General features: G+C 59.7%; 9 protein-coding genes, 2 rRNA genes and 2 pseudogenes. 7 read left to right on the top strand and 6 right to left on the bottom strand.

The annotated features are described in order from the left end of the window. Positions 1 to 6,323: pseudogene (locus AACY02_RS24750) on the top strand (LapA family giant adhesin); the annotation flags it as partial. A gap of 148 nt (positions 6,324 to 6,471) precedes the next feature. Further along, positions 6,472 to 6,810, top strand: a complete 339-nt coding sequence (locus AACY02_RS24755) for a tryptophan synthase subunit beta (RefSeq protein WP_339434186.1) — start codon at positions 6,472 to 6,474, stop codon at positions 6,808 to 6,810. A gap of 128 nt (positions 6,811 to 6,938) precedes the next feature. Here the strand turns inward: AACY02_RS24755 and lapD are convergent, their stop codons facing one another. Both lapD and lapG read right to left on the bottom strand, forming a co-directional pair. Further along, the gene (gene lapD, locus AACY02_RS24760) at positions 6,939 to 8,885 is read right to left on the bottom strand and encodes a cyclic di-GMP receptor LapD (protein ID WP_339434187.1); all 1,947 of its coding nucleotides are present in this window, start codon (positions 8,883 to 8,885) and stop codon (positions 6,939 to 6,941) included. A 14-nt stretch (positions 8,886 to 8,899) separates the two neighbouring features. Then, positions 8,900 to 9,592, bottom strand: coding sequence for a cysteine protease LapG (gene lapG, locus AACY02_RS24765; RefSeq protein ID WP_339434188.1), 693 nt, complete (start codon positions 9,590 to 9,592; stop codon positions 8,900 to 8,902). A 197-nt stretch (positions 9,593 to 9,789) separates the two neighbouring features. Here lapG and AACY02_RS24770 point away from each other — a divergent pair, with 197 nt between their 5' ends. The 5 genes from AACY02_RS24770 (at position 9,790) to AACY02_RS24790 (ending at position 16,868) form a co-directional block, all read left to right on the top strand. Next, on the top strand, positions 9,790 to 10,500 hold the full coding sequence (locus AACY02_RS24770; protein WP_339434189.1) for a GntR family transcriptional regulator: 711 nt from the start codon (positions 9,790 to 9,792) through the stop codon (positions 10,498 to 10,500). Between the two features lie 766 nt (positions 10,501 to 11,266). Further along, positions 11,267 to 12,043: a DUF3050 domain-containing protein gene (locus AACY02_RS24775; protein ID WP_339434190.1), complete on the top strand. Its 777-nt coding sequence runs from the start codon at positions 11,267 to 11,269 to the stop codon at positions 12,041 to 12,043. Continuing rightward, complete coding sequence (locus AACY02_RS24780; protein ID WP_339434191.1) at positions 12,040 to 12,969, top strand: diiron oxygenase; 930 nt, start codon at positions 12,040 to 12,042, stop codon at positions 12,967 to 12,969. The genes AACY02_RS24775 and AACY02_RS24780 overlap by 4 nt, the downstream gene beginning before the upstream one ends. A gap of 13 nt (positions 12,970 to 12,982) precedes the next feature. Continuing rightward, a complete protein-coding gene (locus AACY02_RS24785) occupies positions 12,983 to 16,378 on the top strand; it encodes an amino acid adenylation domain-containing protein (RefSeq protein WP_339434192.1) in 3,396 nt (1,131 codons plus the stop codon). 22 nt (positions 16,379 to 16,400) lie between these two features. Further along, positions 16,401 to 16,868 carry an SRPBCC family protein gene (locus AACY02_RS24790; RefSeq protein ID WP_339434193.1) on the top strand — a complete coding sequence of 156 codons (468 nt, stop codon included), beginning with the start codon at positions 16,401 to 16,403 and terminating at the stop codon, positions 16,866 to 16,868. 145 nt (positions 16,869 to 17,013) lie between these two features. Here the strand turns inward: AACY02_RS24790 and AACY02_RS26115 are convergent, their stop codons facing one another. From AACY02_RS26115 to rrf (AACY02_RS26125), 4 genes and pseudogenes are all read right to left on the bottom strand, one after another. Continuing rightward, positions 17,014 to 17,799 (bottom strand): methyl-accepting chemotaxis protein, encoded by a 786-nt coding sequence (locus tag AACY02_RS26115; protein WP_371857642.1) that lies wholly within the window; start codon positions 17,797 to 17,799, stop codon positions 17,014 to 17,016. A 69-nt stretch (positions 17,800 to 17,868) separates the two neighbouring features. Then, positions 17,869 to 18,945: pseudogene (locus AACY02_RS26120) on the bottom strand (HAMP domain-containing protein); the annotation flags it as partial. Positions 18,946 to 19,320: 375 nt separating this feature from the next. Then, positions 19,321 to 19,436, bottom strand: a 5S ribosomal RNA gene (gene rrf, locus AACY02_RS24800). Between the two features lie 105 nt (positions 19,437 to 19,541). Continuing rightward, positions 19,542 to 19,622 (bottom strand): 5S ribosomal RNA (gene rrf / locus AACY02_RS26125); the annotation flags it as partial.

Genomic DNA, 19,622 nt, shown 5'->3' on the forward strand with positions numbered 1-19,622 from the left:
TGACCGTGACCCTGAGCAACGGCTCGGTGATCACCATCGAGGCCGGTAAAACCACCGGCACTGTGACTGTTCCAGCGCCGGCTGATGACGTTTACAAAGATGCCGGCAAAGTCGAAGCAACCATTTCCACCGCGACTGGCGGCAACTTCGAGAACCTGGTGCCGAGCACTGTTCCGGCCGTGACTGAAGTGACCGACACCATCGACACTTCGACCGTCAAACTGACGGCTGATACTTCCGTGGCCGAGGGTGGCACCGTTACTTACACCGCAACCGTGGGCGCCCCGGTCACGGGTTCGCCAGTCGTGGTAACTCTGGCCAACGGCCAGAACATCACCATCGAAGTCGGCAAAACCACCGGCACCGTGACCACCACCGCGCCGAACGATGCGCTGGCCGGTAACGCACCGCTGACCAACTCGATCACGGGGGTTTCTGGCGGCAACTACGAAGACCTCGTAGCCGACAAGACCCCGGTTTCGACCACCGTCACCGACGTCGTCGACACCACTAACCTGTCGCTGTCAGCGACCGGTACCGTGGCTGAGGGCGGCTCAATCGTCTACACCGCCACCCTGACCAACGCTGCTGGCTCGCCAGTCACCGTGACCCTGTCGAACGGCGCAGTGATCACCATCGAGGCGGGCAAGACCACGGGCACCGTCACTGTTCCGGCTCCAGCCGATGACGTCTATAAAGACGCCGGCAAAGTCGAAGCAACCATTTCGACTGCCACAGGCGGCAACTTCGAGAACCTGGTGCCAAGCACTGTTCCGGCCGTTACCAACGTCACCGATACAATCGACACCTCGACCGTCAAACTGACGGCCGATGCTTCCGTGGCTGAAGGCGGCACCGTCACTTACACCGCCACGGTGGGTGCTCCGGTTACCGGTTCGCCAGTCGTGGTAACTCTGGCTAACGGTCAGAACATCACCATCGAAGTCGGCAAAACCACCGGCACTGTCACCACCACCGCGCCTAACGACGCATTGGTTGGTCAGGCACCGCTGACCACCTCGATCACTGACGTGAGCGGTGGCAACTACGAAAACCTCGTGGCCGACAAAACACCGGTTTCGACCACCGTCACCGACGTCGTAGACACCACCAACCTGACGCTGAGCGCCACCGACTCGGTCGCCGAGGGCGGTTCGATTGTCTACACCGCGACCCTGACCAACGCCGCGGGTTCGCCAGTCACCGTGACTCTGTCGAACGGCGCCGTCATCACTATCGAGGCAGGTAAAACCACCGGCACTGTGACTGTTCCAGCGCCTGCCGATGACGTCTACAAAGATGCCGGCAAAGTCGAAGCAACCATTTCGACTGCTACTGGTGGCAACTTCGAGAACCTGGTGCCAAGCACTGTTCCGGCCGTGACTGAAGTGACCGACACCATCGACACTTCGACCGTCAAACTGACGGCTGATACCTCCGTGGCTGAAGGCGGCACCGTCACTTACACAGCCACTGTTGGTGCACCGGTCACCGGTTCGCCAGTCGTCGTGACCCTGGCCAACGGCCAGAACATCACCATCGAAGTCGGCAAAACCACCGGCACCGTGACCACCACTGCGCCAAACGATGCGCTGGCCGGTAACGCACCGCTGACCAACTCGATCACTGACGTGAGCGGCGGCAACTACGAAAATCTTGTGGCCGACAAAACACCAGTCAGCACCACCGTGACTGACACCGTCGACACCACCAACCTGTCGCTCAGCGCCACCGATTCTGTCGCCGAAGGCGGTTCGATCGTTTACACCGCGACGCTGACCAACGCCGCTGGCTCGCCAGTGACTGTAACTCTGTCGAACGGCGCAGTCATTACCATCGATGCCGGTAAAACCACCGGCACCGTCACTGTTCCTGCGCCGGCAGATGACGTTTATAAAGATGCCGGTACCGTCCAGGCAGCGATCAGCACAGCCACCGGCGGCAACTTCGAAAACCTGGTACCGAGCACTGTTCCGGCCGTGACCAGCGTCACTGACACCATCGACACCACGTCGGTGAAACTGAGCGCCACCGGCACCGCAGCAGAAGGCGGCACCGTCACTTACACCGCCACCGTGGGCGCGCCAGTGACCGGCTCGCCAGTCGTCGTGACCTTGGCCAACGGTCAGAACATCACCATCGAAGTGGGTAAAACCACCGGCACTGTCACCACGACTGCGCCAAACGATGCGCTGACCGGTCATGCGCCACTGACCAATGCGATCACCGGCGTAACCGGCGGCAACTACGAAAACCTCGTAGCCGACAAGACCCCGGTCAGCACCACGGTGACTGACACCATCGACACCACCAATCTGTCGCTGACTGCGACCGGCACAGTGGCCGAGGGCGGTTCGATCGTTTACACCGCGACCTTGACCAACGCCGCTGGCTCGCCAGTCACCGTGACCCTGAGCAACGGCTCGGTGATCACCATCGAAACCGGCAAAACCACGGGCACCGTGACTGTTCCAGCGCCGGCTGACGACGTCTACAAAGACGCTGGCACCGTGCAGGCAACCATCACCGGCACCAGCGGCGGCAGCTTCGAAAACCTGGTGACCAGCAACACACCAGCCGTGACCAACGTTACCGACACCATCGACACGACCACTGTCAGCATCACCGGCAGCACCTCGGTAACCGAAGGCCAGACCGCCAGCTACACCGTCAGCCTGACCCACCCGGCGCAAACTGAAGTGACCCTGAAAATCGTTTACAGCGGCACCGCTGCCGACGGTTCGGACTTCACCGGTGTGTACACCGTGAAGATCCCGGCGGGCGCCAGCAGTGCGCAGTTCAACGTCGCGACCATCGATGACAAGATCACCGAAGGCACCGAGAACTTCGTGGTCAAGATCGACTCGGCCACTGGCGGCAACTTCGAGAACCTCGCCGTCAGTAGCACCAATGGCAGCGTCAGCACCTCGATCATCGACAACGATGCACCGCCGGTTCTCGATCTGGACGCCAACAACTCCAGCGGCGCGACCGGTGCCGACTACAAGGTGACCTTCACCGAAAACACTCCGGGTGCGGGCGTGTCGATTGCCGACACCGACATCAGCATCACCGATCCGGACAGCACCCTGCTGACGGGCGCGACCGTCACTCTGACCAACCGTCAGGACGGCGATGCGCTGAACCTGGGCAACAGCGTCAACGGCATCACCATCAATGCCAACAGCACCAACGGCACCGTTACCCTGACCTTGTCGGGCAACGCGACGCTGGCCGACTACATGCAGGCGATCAAGAACATCAGCTTCACCAACAACAGTGAAGACCCAAGCACCGTGCCGCGGATCATCACCGTGAAGGTGACCGATGGCGGCAACTACTCCAACACCGCGACCACCACGGTTAACGTGGTGGCAGTCAATGATGCGCCGGTAGCGGCACCGGTCAACGTCACCGGCACCGAAGACACGCCGCTGATCCTCGGCTGGTCGACCTTTGGTGTCACCGACGTCGACAGCCCGGCCAGCAGCCTGGGCGTGAAAATCACTCAGTTGCCGGGTGAAGGCAAACTGCAGTATCTGGACGGCTCGACCTGGAAAGACGTCGCCACCAACCAGACCTTCAGCAAGGCCGACATCGACGCTGGCAAACTGCGTTTCATGCCGGATGCCAACGAGTCGGGCGTGAACGGTTACGGCGGCACCGGTGTGGGCAATAACCAGGCGGACTACGCACAGATCAAGTTCCAGCCAACCGACGGCCAACTGCTGGGCAACACCGGCACCGTAAAAATCGACATCACGCCGGTGGCCGATGCCCCAACCGTGAGCGTGGCCGACAACAGCGTGAAGTCCACCGGGCTGATCAAGGAAGTCTGGACCGGCCTGTCGGGCCTGGGCACCAATGGCAACGGCGCCGATTCGACCACGTTGAAAAACGTGATCGACGGCGCGGGCACACCGAACTCCAGCGGCACCGTGACCAATGTGCAGTCCGACGGCAGTGTAGCCGCCGGTACCGCCTCGAAAACATCCGGCCTGATCTATCTGGAAGCGGGCAAGACCTACACCTTCAGCGGTGTCGGCGATGACAGCTTGCTGGTGACCATCGGCGGTAAAAACGTGGCAGCCACGACGTGGGGCGCGGGCGGCAACCTCAACGGTTCGTTCACCCCGACCACCAGCGGTTACTACACCCTGGACATCTACCACCACAACCAGAACGGTCCAGGCAGCTACGACGTCAACCTGTCGGTCAACGGCGGCACGGCGATCGACCTGAGCAGCGCTGGCGTGCCGATCTACACCGGCGTGCAGGACTTGATCAACTCCGGCGTGACCGTCTCCGATCTGCACGGTACCAACGGCGAAGGCTATTACGACGGCTTCAAGCTCAACACTGGTGCCGAAGGCACCACGGTCAAACTGTCGGCGGTCTCCACTGCGCTGACCGACACCGATGGTTCGGAAACCCTGAGCGTGAAGATCAGCGGCGCACCGGTCGGCTCGGTGCTCAGCGATGGCGCGGGCCATACCTTTACCGTCACGGCGACCAGCGGCGATGCCAACGTCACTGGCTGGAATCTCGGCAGCCTGACCGTCACGCCACCGCCGTACTACAACGGCCAGTTCAACCTGACCGTGACCTCGACGTCCACCGAACAGGTCGGCGGCTCGGCGAGCAGCACGGCAACCATTCCGGTCACCGTGGTGCCGGCGGTCTACAACGCCATCGTCGCCACTTCGGCCGATGACACCGTCACCGGTACCGATGGCAACGACATCATCGTTGCCGACATCGGCGGTCTGACCGTCGTGCCGGGCACCAACTACAACATCGCATTCATGGTCGACAGCTCCGGCAGTATGAGCACCTCGTCCATCAACGCGGCCAAGGACTCGCTGACATCGGTGTTCAACACCCTCAAGCAAAGCCTGGGCGGCAGCAATTCGGGCACGGTGAACATCTTCCTGGTGGACTTCGATACCCAGGTCAACAAATCGGTGTCGGTGAACCTCAATGACCCGAACGCCCTGACCAAGCTCAAGGCCGTGCTGGACTCGATGACGTCCGGCGGCGGCACCAACTACGAGGACGTGTTCAAGACCACGGCCAACTTCTTCCAGAGCGCTGAAGCGGTGGCCAACACCGGGGCGAAAAACCTCACGTACTTCATCACCGATGGCCAGCCGACCTACTATCAGAACGGCGAGCAGACCAACCCGACGCTGTATGGCAGCGTTAAGCTCGACAGCGTGGTGACGACCAGCAACTACAAGCTGGGCGACACCTTCAGCACTTACATCGATAACACCCACTACCTGAGCATCAACAGCGCCGGCAGCGTGGTATTGCAGACGTACAAGAATGGCAGTTGGAACTGGAGCAGTCTGGGCACTATTCACGCTCAGGGCGACGGTACCTATGAGCTGTCGAGCCTGGCCGGCACCGGCAACAGCACCGACTCGTCGACCACCAGCAACTCCAACAGTAGCTTCACGCTGCTCAGCGGTCTGTCGAACGTCGAGGCCATCGGTATCAACAGCGGCGTCAGCCTCAACGATCTGAAGCCGTACGACTCAGACCACACGCCGCAAACCAACATCGATCCGAAGGACCTGGCCAACTCGATCATCGGCCACACCGAAGCGACGATGCCGGGCAACGACACTGTCAGCGGCGGCAACGGCAACGACATCCTGTTCGGCGATCTGGTGAGTTTCAACGGCATTGCCGGCGAGGGTTATCAGGCGATGCAGGCGTTCGTGGCCAAGGAAACCGGCGTCGACGTCAGCAAAGTCACCACCAGCAATGTGCACCAGTACATCACCGAGCACTATCAGGCGTTCGATGTGTCCGGTGCGCATGACGGCAACGACACCCTGCTGGGCGGCGCGGGCAATGACATTCTGTTCGGCTCGGGCGGCAACGACTTGCTCGACGGCGGTAAAGGCAATGACATTCTGCTCGGTGGCACCGGCAACGACACGCTGATCGGTGGGCAGGGCAACGACATCCTGATCGGTGGTTCCGGTGCCGACACCTTCGTCTGGAAGGCGGGCGACACCGGCAACGACGTGATCAAGGACTTCAAGGCCAGCGAAGGTGACCGCATCGACCTGCGTGACCTGTTGCAGGGCGAAACCGGCAGCACCATCGACAACTTCCTGAAGATCACCACGGTCGATGGCGTGTCGTCGCTGCAAGTCAGCTCGGGCGGCAAGTTCAACTCGGGCGATACAGCCGCCGCAACGCCGGACGTGACGATCAAACTGGAAGGCAACAACTGGTCCAGCGCCAACATTCACAACCTGATTGCCGGTAGCGATCCGACCATCAAAGTCGACCACAACAACAGCTGATCCGTGAACAAAACGGCCGCCCCAATGGGGCGGCCGTCACGTTTGTGCTGTCCGGACCGGTGACGATTGCGTCGCCGCACCGCATACTCGCGTGCGGTTGGCTATGCTGCTGACAGCATGACGCGGGTTCATTTCTGAGGGATGCTCAATGTTTTACGTGCAACGCGATGCGCAAGGCCAGTTGATTCGCGTGGAAGCCACGGCCTACGCCGAGGCCACGGAAACGCTGCCCGCCGACCACCACGAAATCCAGGCGTGGTACGCCAACGAAGCCGTGGAAAACAGCCTCAAACAGCTCAAGCAGAGCGACTTTGAAATGATTCGGGTACTCGACGACCTGATTCAGGTGCTGACCCAGAAAGGCGTGATCCGCGTCACCGACCTGCCCCCGGCGGCCCAGGCCAAACTGATGGACCGGACCCAGGCGCGTGAGGCGTTGGGCGGGTTGAGTCAGTTGATTGACGAGGATGAGGGCGGGTTGATCTGAAGACTCAATCTTCAGGCCCATCCGCGAGCAAACCCGCTCCCACAGGGGAACGGGTCAACAACTCAAATCCCCCGTGGGAGCGGGCTTGCTCGCGAAAGCGGCATCCGTGACGCCGCCAAACTAAAAGATCACCGCCAAGGCTTGGGCTCACCCAAAAACTGCCCCTGTACCCCATACAGCCCCATCTCGCGAATCACCGCCAACTCCCCTTCAGTCTCCACACGCTCGGCAATCAGCGGCAGATCAATGCTGTGCGCCGCACGCTGGATCGCCTCGATGAACAAGCGCTTGTCACTCTCCTGATCGATCGCACGAATGTAGCTGCCATCGATCTTCAAGTACGCCAGCCCCAGCCGCGCCAGGTTGCCGATCATGCTGAAGCGCCCGCCGAAACGCTGCAGACTCAAGGAGAAACCAAGCTCGCGCAGACGCCGGGTCAACTGTTCCAGTACGGCTTGCTCCGGCAATTGCTCTTCGCCTATTTCCAGGGTCAGACGCTCCCCCAGATTGGAATGAGCCCTTAAAATCTCGAAGACTTTGTTCAACGCCTGCGGATCGGCCAACGTCGCGGACGACAGGTTCAGCGCCAGCGAATCCTCATGCTCCATCATCTGCTCAAGCACGCGTTCGAGCATCAGGCGATCCAGTCGCGCGGTCCAGCCAAAACGCTCCAGCCACGGCAGGAAACGCCCGGCCGCAATAGTCTGCCCCTGATCATCAAGCAACCGCGACAGCACTTTGTAGTGCAGCACAAACTGCGTGTCTTCAGCGGCCACTACCGGTTGGAAGAACAGCTCGAAACGCCGCTGATTCAATGCCTGATCGAGCAAACGGTGCCAGGCGTGGTGATCGTCGCCAACGTCAGCCGTGAAGCTGTGATCGATACACGCCCAGTTCTGCTCGCCCTGCCCCTCGGCCTGCGCCAGCGCCTGATCGCCAAGGCTGAGCACGGCTTGCGGCGAATCGCCGTGGGCAAACGGCGCCAGACCAATCGACGCCACCGCCGCGACATCGGTAGCCCCCGTGGTATGCAAGCTGCCCAGCGCGGCATCAAGGCTTTGCGCCAGTTGCAGCGCTTCCTCACGGACCAGCCCCGGCGCCAGCACGGCGAATTCACCGCCGCGAATGCGGGTGACGAGGTTCTGGGTTTCCGGGTATCTGGCGCACTCGCGGGAGAGTTGCTCGCCAACCGCTTTCAGCAACTCATCAGTGCGCTGGCCGCCAAGGCGCTGATTCAGCCCGGCCAGGTCCTTGACCCGCAATAACAGCAAGTAACCGGAGCTGGCCTGCTCCGGGTTACTCACCCGATTGTTCAACTGCATCTCGAAATAGCGCCGGTTGGCCAGCCCCGTGAGGTTGTCCTGATAGGACTCTGCACGCAGTTTTTCACTGCGCTCGGCCTGTTCCTGAAACAGCGCCTTGAGCTTCTCGACCATCTGGTTCATGGCCAGCACCACGCGCCGCAACTCGGGTGTGCGCGGTAGCTGCGGCAGGATGAGAAATTCGCGCCGGGCAATCGCATGGGACTGCTGGACCATGTAATCCAGCGGTTTCAATTGCCGGCGCAGCAACAGCGCGCCGAGTACGGCACTGACGGCACCGCAGATCAGCAACCAGCCAAGACTGCCCAGCGCGCTCTGCCACAGCTTGGCGAGGGCGAACATCGGGTGACTGACCACTTCAACTCTTGCCGCCTGCTCCCAACCACGACTGACCAGCGCATCACCGCCAGCGGGCTCCAGACCAATCAGTTTGACGAACCAATCGGGCACGTTGGTAACGGCAGGGATGCCGCTGCGCTCAACGATGGTCTTGTCGGTCTTCAGATCAACCACGCGGATGCTCGCGTAATAGCCGCTGTCGAAAATCGAACTGACCAGCAACTCGACCATCGCCGGATCGTCGATATTAGGCGTCAATGACAACGCCAGCGCCGTCGCCGCGTCCTGAGCGTGGGAGCGCAACTGGTTGACGTACTGGGTGCGCGAGCTCTCCAGACTGACCATGAAGCTGCCGGTGAAGGCGACCACCAGGAACAGACAGATAGCGATCAACAGCTGTTTGAACAAAGACATCTGAGCGCGTGCTCCTAGTTAATCGTTTCGACCGGGAAACCTTCGGCCTGCATTTTTTTCAGCACATCCTGCCAGCGCGACAGGCGTTTGGTGTCGCCGACCTTTTTGTTGCCCTTGGCCCCCGGCAAATACAGACCTTCGGCATTGAAAGAATAGACCGGCAGCAAATCGGTCCGTTGGGACGCAGGCTGGATCGAATCGATCAGACTGTCGAGCACCAGCGGCATGGCGTCGGGCGTGGAATAGTAAGTCAGCACCATGTGCGCGCGGTTCTGGCGCAGTGCCTTGACGTAAGTGATGCGCAGTTTGTCGCTGGAAACGCCCAGGTGGCGCAGACTGAAATACTTGGCGATCGCGTAGTCTTCACAATCGCCGGCGCCCTTCCACAGCGCCTCAATCGGGGTTTCCCAATAGTCGACCTCGTGCCACAGGTCGATGTCTTCGACATAGCGCACCTGTTTGTTGAAAAACAGGTTCACCACCTTGAGCTTGTCCATTTCGCTGACCTGTTTCTGCGTCGCCAGCAGATTTTGCCAGGCATCAATCCGCTGCTGCCCTGCGCCCAGCGGTCCATAGAGTGCCGTAGCCTTGCGGCTGATCGCCGAAAAATCCCAATCGGCATGCAGACCGCCCAGCATGAGGCCGGCCAGCAGCAGTGCGCAGCCTAACCAGCGCAACGTGCGGGGGATCACGAAACGTACCGCCACAGCAGGTTTCCAGGAGGCAGGAATGAAAGCGTTTGATGGTGAAGCTTAGCCGGGGAAAAAACAATGGCACCATGAGATCATCCACGACGCGCTAAACTTCAAATGTGACGGAGATCCTCTACACGGTTTGACAACCTGTAGAGCAATCTCTAGTGTCATTTGGATCCAAATTCAGTCGACATACAGGGTGCGTAGTCGTGACTCAGAAGCCCAAACCGCTGCAGAGCATCAAAGTCGATGGGCCGATTCCCGCTCACTTGGCTCGCTCGACGATCGAAGAAACCCTGCGTGCCGCCATCCTTGATGGTCGTCTACCGTGTGGCACAGCCCTACGCCAGCAGGATCTCGCTGATCTGTTCGGTGTCAGCCGCATGCCGGTGCGCGAAGCTTTGCGCCAGCTCGAGGCGCAGGCACTGCTGAGCGTTACCACGCACAAAGGTGCCGTGGTGGCCCCGCTGATTCAGGGTGATGCCGCGCAAACCTACGAGTTGCGCATTCTGCTCGAGTCCGAAGCCATGCGTCAGTCGATTCCACTGCTGACCGACGCTGATCACGCACAGGCAGCCCGTTACATCGAAGCGTTAGAGGCTCAACACGATTACACGGAAATCGGCCAGCTCAACCGCCTGTTCCACATGGCGTTGTACTGCAAGGCGCCCAACCAGCGGCTGTTGCGTCTGGTGGAGGACGGGCTCAACGAAGAGGAGCGCTTCCTGCGTTTCAACCTCGACGCCATGGGCCTGGGCAAACTGTCTCAGGACGACCATCGCGCCATGCTGCAAGCGGTGATCGAGCGTGATGTCGAACGCTCGATCGCTCTGCTCGAACAGCACCTCAACCGTGGTGTCGATGTCATCACCGAGTATCTCGCCAGTTCTGCCGCGCAAAACCGCAAAGCCACACGTTGATCCCTGCACGCCGGGCTCAGACTTGCAGGTCTGCCCGGCGAATAACCCGCTTACAAATCCTCCGCGCACCGGCCACAAATACGCTGGCATCCATACCCCTTCGCTCTAACCTCCCTGCGTCAATCAGCCCGAAACTTGCACCCCTGCGGTGAAGAATCGGTAATAGCCGTGGCGGCCATTTACCCTCACTCTTGAACGGCCAACCCAAAAAGAACGGGCGACGCACCGCACCGCCGGCGCAGTCCCCGCAACAGGAACCTACGGAAGGAGCCTTGTCACGGGAAAAGGAAAGAATCGGCGCCCGTCATCGCCCACTTTCATCCCTTCAAATAACTTAAATCTCTTCATCACAAAGTTGCTTCGAGTGAGGCATTCACTCTGTACATTTCATTTTGGCCTTTATTGTCCGAAAGGAGCAACTTCGCCCCAATAAAACTTATTCAAATAGTTTTATCGGGCACACTCATACTTGAAAAAACGACAACTAAAAATAATTAAAATTAGACTTGTTAATTTGTTTGGCGTTGTATTAGTTTTTCCTCGCCGAGCTTGAACTTCCCGCACCAGTGGGGCGCAGACCAACCTTACAAGTAAAGGGATGGCAACGCCCAGTCCGGCTGCCGCGCAGTTCTAGACATACATCAATCCAACTTCATTGATTTGTATGAGGCTGCCGTACGCCTGGAAAAAGAATAACAAGCCGCTGTTCCATTGATTGCGCAGTTGAAAGAGCTGTCCCATTTCACATCAAGGATAAAGGCCCGTCATGTCTCAAATAAAGCACCAACTTGCCCAGAAGAAAGCCGAACTTAGCGTTCACCCCATCTTTGGCGAAATCGACTCATTGAGTACCTTGCAACGTTTCATGGAAACCCATGTGTTTGCCGTGTGGGATTTCATGTCGCTGACCAAACGCCTGCAACAGGAACTGACTTGCACCCGTCTGCCCTGGCTGCCACCGCGTGATCCCCATGCCGCACGTCTGATCAATGAAATTGTCCTCGGTGAAGAATCCGACGACTGCCTGAGCCATGGTCATTACAGCCATTTCGAGTTGTATCTGGATGCGATGCGCGAAGTCGGTGCGAGTACCTCGGCTGTGGAACGCTTCGTCGCGCTGCAGCAAGAAGGCGTGAGCTATGACGTGGCACTGCAGAGCATCGAGATCGATCCGGCCGCCGCGCAGTTTGTCCGCGACACGTTACGCATTGCCCTGCATGCGCCGGGACACAGCGTGGCCGCTGCGTTTCTGCATGGCCGCGAAAGTGTGATCCCGACCATGTTCCAGCGCATCCTCGATGACTGGGGCATCGGCATCGAACAGGCGCCGACCTTCCGCTACTACCTGGAGCGGCACATCGAAGTCGACTCCGAGGATCACGGCCCGGCGGCGGAACAGCTTCTTGAAAGGCTCGTCGACGGCGACCCGCAGCGAGAAAGCGAGGTTTACGCCAGCGCCATTGCCGCCGTCGAAAGCCGCATCGCACTGTGGGACGGCCTGCGCCTGAGCATGCGTGAACCGTTGGCGGAGGTGGCCCGATGAATGCCGCCGATTACCAATCTTTCGCCGAGGCGTGGGAGAGCCGCGCAACCATCCGGACCCGCCCGCGACGGGTACTGGAGGACGACCAGCGCCTGATCTATCCGCTCAGCCGCCAACCGCTGGTGCTCTGCGACACCTTCCTGCGCGAATGTCCGCAACAGCGTGATTTCGCCTTGGTGCAGACGCTGTACAAGTTCATCAACGACGTGGTGATCTTCGAAACCGAAATCGTCGACAAGACCGCCCGCAGCATCGCCAAGAACCGTTTCGCCGTGCCCTTCCCGTATGCCTGTCGTTACGACGCGATGACCGTGGTGGTGGACGAGGATTACCACGCACTGGTGGCGATGGATTTCATGCAGCAAACGGTGGCCATGACCGGCATCGAGCCGATTCAGTTGCCCGATGAAATCGAGCTGAGCCGGGCGATTCCGGCTGCCGTTGCGCTGGCACCTGAGCACCTGCGCAGCGCCGTGGAATTGATCTGCGTGGCCATCGCGGAAAACACCGTGACCGGTGACGTCGCGGCGTTCGCCCGGGACGACACGGTCAAGCCATCGATCAAGGGCCTGATGGCCGACCACTTGCTCGACGAGGGTCGCCATTCAAGTTTCTGGGCGCGGATGGTGCGCATCTATTGGCACACCGCAGGCCAGGCAGATCGCGAAACCATCGCGCAGATTCTGCCGGTGTTCATCGAACATTACCTGACCAACGACATCCAGAAATCCTTCGACCTGCGCCTGATCGATGCACTGCCGGTCAACGACGCCACGCGCCACTCGCTCAAGAGCGAAATGGCCGGACTGGCCTTTCCGATCAACCGCCACCACCCCTTGGTCGGCAACATCGTGAAGTTCTTCCACAACAGCTCGCTGCTCGACACGCCGTGTGTCCAGCACGCCCTGCACGACTATCTGGTTTGAAGAGGAGGCCGACATGAAACGTCTCGACATTTTGCTGATTGGCACAAGCCAGGCCATGGCTGACCTGGCGGTGGAGCTTGAACAACACGGGCATACATTGCGGCGCAACGGCGCAGCGAAATCGACGGTGGATTTGATCATCGACGATGGCTTCATTGCAGCCGGCGATCTCTGCGCCATTCCACACCTGCATCTGCGCCTGGGTGTCGATGCACAAGGCAGTGCAGGTTTGCCGACACTCGACCTGCTGTGCTTTCTCGGCTCGTCACTGATCAGCCGCACGCCGATAGCGGATGAGCCTTCAGGCAATGGCCAATCACTGCGCCAAAGGGCCCTGGCGCATGTGGTCGACGAGGTGGCATTGCTGGTCAGCCGCTTCTCCCGTGATGAGTCATATTTCCAACAGGTTGCGTGTGTTGCTGCGCCAGACTTTGAACAGGTGCAAAACCTGCTGTTCCTCGACAGCCTGGCCTACGTTCATCGCCTCAACGCCACAGCGCACCCGGCGCTGCTGCAACAGGCACAGACTCCGCTGATCGAAGGCCTGCAACAGAGCCTGATCCGCCACGCCGAACGCCCGGCGCTACACGTCGCCGAGCAGTCGATCAGCTACCGTCAGTTGCACGCTCACAGCCGGGCGATTCAACAGCGCTTGCAGCCGCTGCTCGACCAGCATCCGCAACCGTGGGTGGTCGGCATTTGCCTGCCGAAAAGCCCTGCACTGTTTGCCTCGATACTGGCGATTCTCGGCAGCGGCGCGGTGTACTTGCCGCTGGAGCCGAGCCATCCGTTGCAGCGCCAGCAATACATCCTGGAAAACGCGGGTGCCTTGCTGTTGTTGCATGACGGTGAACATCCGCTGAGCGAAACCATGCCGGGGCTGAATGTCAGCCATATCGACAGTACAGACGCCGATCTCGGTCGCCCCCTGATGCGCCAGCGCCCGGAACTCGACGCACCGTGCATGGCGCTCTACACCTCGGGGACCACCGGGCATCCGAAGGGTGTGCTGCTCAGTCAGGCGAATCTCGCGCACTTCACCGCGTGGTACGCCGACTACACGCAACTGCAGGCCGAGAGTCGGGTGTTGCAGTTTTCTTCGCTGAGCTTCGATTCCTCGCTGATCGATATTTTCCCGACCCTGCTCGAAGGCGCCGAACTGGTGGTGCCCAATGACACGCAACGGCGTGATCCGCTGCAACTGGTCGCACTCATCCGTCGTCGGCAACTGACCCACGCGTTTCTGCCGCCGGCGCTACTGAGCATCCTGCCGCTGGAGCAACTGCAAAGCGTGCAGCAGGTGATGACCGGCGGCGATGTCTGTGAGCCGTTCGTCATCGAGCAACTGACCCGCCAGGGCACACTGCACAATCTCTATGGCCCCACCGAAGCCACCGTGCTGATCACCGCTCGCCAGCTCAAACCCGGCGACAGCAATCGAACCCTCGGCGCACCGATCGCCAATAGCCAAGTGCTGATTCTTGATGACGATCTGCAACCGGTGGCCGAGCACACCGTGGGCGAACTGTTCATCGTCGGTCCCGGCGTCTGCCTCGGTTACCTGAACAATCCAGAGCAGACTGCCGAGCGCTACTTGACCCTGAATCTGCCGGATGGCCAGCCGTTGCGCGCCTACCGCAGCGGCGACATGGCCAAGTGGGGCGAGCACGGTATCGAGCTGTGCGGGCGGCGCGACAATCAAGTGAAGATCCGCGGTTTCCGGGTCGAGCCGGAAGAGATCGAACGTTGCCTGCGCGAGAGTCAGCTGTACCGACAAATCGCCGTGGTGATCGACAGTCAGCGGCGGATTCTGGCGTTTCTCGCCCAGCCTCAATCGGACGCCGCACGTGAAGCGCTGAAGGCCCACGCCCAGCAGTTTCTGCCCGACTACATGCAACCGGTGGCGTGGACTGAGCTGCCGAGCATGCCGTTCGCCAGCAACGGCAAGGTCGACCGCAAAGCGCTGCTCGATCTGCCGGTGAGCGTCCAGGACAGCGGCCCGAAATGCCTGCCGGCGAATGCCGACGAAGCCCTGCTGCTGGAGATCTGGGCGCAACTGCTGGAGCTGCCGCCCGGTGATATTTGCACCGACGAAAGCTTCTTCAATCTCGGTGGGCACTCGATTTTGCTTTCGCGGATGTTGCTGCGCTTGCGTGAGGAGTTCGGCCGCAGCATCTCGATCAACCGCTTCATCGAACGGCCAACCATCATCAAACTGGCGACGCTGGTGCGTGGCAGCGATGCCAGCACCGTGCTCAGCGCTCTGGCCATGGCCGATGCCGAACGAGCGCTGGAGATCGAGCCATTGCCGATCAGCCGCATGGGCGATGTGCACAAGGTGATCGTCACCGGCGCCAACAGTTTCGTCGGCGTACATATTGTCGAGGCGCTGCTCGGTTGGGGCGCGAGCGAAGTGGCGTGTCTGGTGCGTGATGGCGGCGGGTTAACGGCGGAGCAGCGCTTTGCACAATCGTTGCGCGAGAACCGTCTCGAACACCTGGATCTGAGTCGAGTGCGCGTCTACGCGGCAGATATCTCTCGACCGCAACTGGGATTGGCTGACGACGATTATCAACGCCTTGATCGCGAGTTCGGCGCACTGGTGCACAACGCCGCCAACGTCAATCACGTACTCGATTACGAGTCGCTGGCGGCGGACAACGTCGAGCCGATTTTCGCCTTGCTGCGCCTGTGTGAGGGGCGCAGCAAAAAGATCTTCAATTTCGTCTCGACGCTGTCGGCCTCAAGCACGGTCGATGACGCCGGCCGGGTCCTGGAACTGCCCGCCGCGCCAACGCCACCGATCTACATTCGCAACGGCTACAACCTGTCGAAATGGGTCGGTGAACGTATCCTCGAACGGGCGCGCACGCTCGGGGTTCAGGTCAATCTGTATCGCCCCGGCAATATCAGCTTCAACAGCCTGAGCGGTGTCTGCCAGCCGCACAAAAACCGCTTGATGCTGATGCTCAAAGGCTCACTCCAACTCGGTCAGGTGCCGGCCTTCGCGCTGAATTTCGACTTGATGCCGGTGGACTTTCTCGCCCGTTTCATCGCCTTCCACGCCAGCCGTTATTCGGCGCAGCGCGCGGTGTTCAACCTGCACAACCCCGAGCCTTTGAGCTGGGACGCCTATGTCGATTCGTTTCGCGAAACCGGCAATGAGTTCTCGCTGGTCAGCGTCGCGGACTGGCAGCAGCAACTGGGGCGAGTCGATGCCGACAACGCGCTGTTCGGTGTGCTCGGTTTCTACCTCAACGGCTTCGAGGAAGACATCGGCGACATCTCCCTGATCGGCCATGCCAACGCCGAGGCCGGCGTGCAGCAAATGGGCGCGCACTACCCGGAAAAATCCCCGGCGCTGCTGCGTCGCGGCTGCGATTACCTGAAAGAAATCAACTTCATCTAGTTCATCAAAAAGGAGCAACACCATGAGCACTCTGCAACCGGACACCCTGATCAAAAACCCGCACGGCTGCCACGTCGTCTCTTCAGTGGAAGTGCCGGCCGACGCTGCACACGTCTGGGCGGTGGTCGGCAACTTCGGCGGTTTCGACCGGTTCATTCCGGCGCTGTCGCACATCGAAATGACCGGCGAGGGCGTGGCTTCGCTGCGCAAGAAATGCTTCAAGGATGGCAACGTGGTGGTTGAACAACTCAACTCCCGCGATGAACAGGCACGGTGCATGACCTGGACGACGATCTACAACACCTTGGGCGTGGCCAATCTGTGGGCAGCGATGAATGTGGAATCGCTGGGCGAAGGCAAGTCGCGGGCGACCTGGACGATCATTGCCGAGCCTGCCAGTGGGGGGGCCGAAGCCCTGCCGGGGTTCAAGGAGTTTGTGCAGGGGTTTGCCGATGATGCGATGGGGAATGTTTTGAAGCTGTTTGTTTAAGGCTTTGGTTTAGCGGTGACTGAACTACCGCTATCGCGAGCAAGCCCGCGTCCACAGGATCTTGGTCTTACACAAATATTGTGTGCGCCAAAAACTGTGGAAGCGGGCTTGCTCGCGAAGAACGATAACGCGATCTGACTTCAGGTCAGATTTTGAAACTGTCGACCAACTGCTTCAACCGGTTCGCCTGCTGCGACAACGCATCACAATCCTTCAACGTCTCGTTGAGGTTGGCCACGCTCTGCTGATTCAACAGGTTGATCTGGTTAACGTCGACGTTGAGGGTTTCCACCACCGCGGTCTGCTCTTCGGTGGCGGCGGCCACTGACTGGTTCATACCGTCGATTTCACCGATACGCTGGGTGACGCTGACCAGGCGCAGACCGGCCTGGTTGGCCACTTCAACACTCTGCTCGCTGGACGCCTGACTGGCGTTCATGGTGCTCACCGCTTCACGCGAACCGACCTGCAGGGAAGTGATCATCTTGTGGATCTCTTCCGCCGATTCCTGGGTGCGATGGGCAAGGTTACGCACTTCGTCCGCCACTACCGCAAAACCACGACCGGCTTCACCGGCACGCGCCGCTTCGATGGCGGCATTGAGCGCCAGCAAATTAGTCTGTTGCGAGATGCCTTTGATCACATCGAGGATGTGGCCGATGTTGTCGGTGCTGGCATTCAGGGTTTCGATCTGAGTGCACGACAGGCTGATCTTCTGCGACAACTCTGTCATTGCCAGAATGGTTTGCTCCACCACTTGACGGCCATCATCAGCCTGCTCGCTGGCACCGCTGGCGTGCTGCGAGGCGTCGGCGGCGTTACGCGCGATTTCCTGCGTGGCGGCGCCCAACTCGTTAATCGCCGCGGCCACGCTGTTGGTACGCGCACTCTGCTCATCGGAGCCGACGATCGAGGCATTGGACGATGCCATCACCCGTTGCGACAGATCATGCACATGGCGAGTGGCCGAAGACACTTCGGAAATCGACGCGTGAATCCGCTCCACGAACTGGTTGAAGGCACTGCCCAGTTCACCGAATTCATCTTTGCTCTCGACCACCAGACGCCGGGTCAAATCGCCTTCGCCCTGGGCGATGTCCTGCATTGCACGGCCCATGGTGGTCAGCGGGCGCATCAACACGTTGATCAAAAGGCTCAGCAGAAGAGCAATGGCACCCACGGCAACGAACATCGCGATCAACGCCGAAGTACGGAACTGGCTGAGTGCGGCGTAGGCTTTGTCGTGATCGATCGACAGACCGATGTACCACTCGGCATTCGGCAGATCATTGACCGGGGTGAACGACAGGATGCGTTCCTGGCCGTTGAGCACCACGTTCTGGTTGCCCTTCTCGATGCGCACGCTGGAGTTGGGGTAGATGTCCTTGAGGTTCTTCATCACCTGATCTTTATCCGGGCTGACGATCACCTGACCGTCGGCGCTGACCAGGAACGCATGACCCAAACCACCGAAGTCCACCGAGTTGATGATCTTCACCAAGGTTTCCAGACTCAGGTCACCACCGACCACGCCGAGCAGTTCACCGTTCTTTTTCACCGGCATGGCGATGGTCACCACCAGACCGCCGACGGCGGCCATATAGGGCGGCGTCAGCATGGTTTTGTCGGCGACCACTGCTTGCTTGTACCAGGGGCGCTGCCGCGGATCGTAACTGTCCGGCATCTTCGCGTCAGGGCGTTGAGTGAACACACCGTTGGCCTGACCGACATAGGTGAACTGGAAGTTAGAGGTGAAGGCTGGTTGATCAACCAGCCCCGGAAAATCAGCGTCCTTGCCCTGATGGGCAACGTTCTGCGCGAGGTTCTCCAGAACCAGAATCCGCCCGCTCATCCAGTTCTGCACGCTGCTGGCAGTCAGATCGCCCGCTTGCTGCACGGAAGACTGCAGGTTCTGGCGAATGGTATTTCGCTGAAGATAGTCGTTATAGAGGGTGAACAGCGCGAACGCCAGGACCACGACGCCCGAGGCGGCCAGCAGGATTTTATGGCTGAACTTGAGATTCATTTCATGGGACTTCTTATGACAAATGTGGGGATGCGTTCCGGGATGCAACATTCCATGTAACAGCGTAAGCAGCGTTCTACTGTCTGCTCTACTTTGGTGCACGCATGTCTCACCAGTCTGTCGGCACGTTTCGCAGAAATCTTAGGGCTTTGCACGAAATGGACGTCACTTCTGCCAGATTCCCGCCGAACGGTGATCCAGAGCCTGTGTCGCGGAAGGTTTTCTGACCACTACTCGAGCGCCAGGCACACTGAACAAATGATGATTGCAGTGTTCGGTGTTTTGATTGGGGGGTTCGCCAGTGACTAGCGTTATACCAGGTGGCGCAAATGGCAGGTTCGATACATCAGCAAAGCTCATAAAGCGGGAAGCCCTGAAACGAGAAAACCCCTGACTGCGTTAGCAGACAGGGGTCTCGGAATTCGATCTTGACGATGACCTACTCTCACATGGGGAAACCCCACACTACCATCGGCGATGCATCGTTTCACTGCTGAGTTCGGGATGGGATCAGGTGGTTCCAACGCTCTATGGTCGTCAAGAAATTCTGTATCTGGCCCGTCAACACGGTAACGAGCCAGCAAAAATGGGTACTTCTACTAAAACAAAACCCCAACTGCTTTCGCAATTGGGGTTTCGGAATTTAATCTTGACGATGACCTACTCTCACATGGGGAAACCCCACACTACCATCGGCGATGCATCGTTTCACTGCTGAGTTCGGGATG

Origin of the sequence: Pseudomonas sp. EA_65y_Pfl2_P78 (assembly GCF_963970495.1) — a bacterium.
In the GTDB taxonomy this organism is placed as follows: Bacteria; Pseudomonadota; Gammaproteobacteria; order Pseudomonadales; family Pseudomonadaceae; genus Aquipseudomonas; species Aquipseudomonas baetica_A.

Bases quoted from the DNA above. Each gene is read 5' to 3' on its own strand.
- AACY02_RS24790 (WP_339434193.1), top strand. From the start codon at position 16,401: ATGAGCACTCTGCAACCGGACACCCTGATCAAAAACCCGCACGGCTGC.
- AACY02_RS26115 (WP_371857642.1), bottom strand. From the start codon at position 17,799: ATGGCATCGTCCAATGCCTCGATCGTCGGCTCCGATGAGCAGAGTGCG.
- lapD (WP_339434187.1), bottom strand. From the start codon at position 8,885: ATGTCTTTGTTCAAACAGCTGTTGATCGCTATCTGTCTGTTCCTGGTG.
- AACY02_RS24755 (WP_339434186.1), top strand. From the start codon at position 6,472: ATGTTTTACGTGCAACGCGATGCGCAAGGCCAGTTGATTCGCGTGGAA.
- AACY02_RS24780 (WP_339434191.1), top strand. From the start codon at position 12,040: ATGAATGCCGCCGATTACCAATCTTTCGCCGAGGCGTGGGAGAGCCGC.
- AACY02_RS24785 (WP_339434192.1), top strand. From the start codon at position 12,983: ATGAAACGTCTCGACATTTTGCTGATTGGCACAAGCCAGGCCATGGCT.
- AACY02_RS24775 (WP_339434190.1), top strand. From the start codon at position 11,267: ATGTCTCAAATAAAGCACCAACTTGCCCAGAAGAAAGCCGAACTTAGC.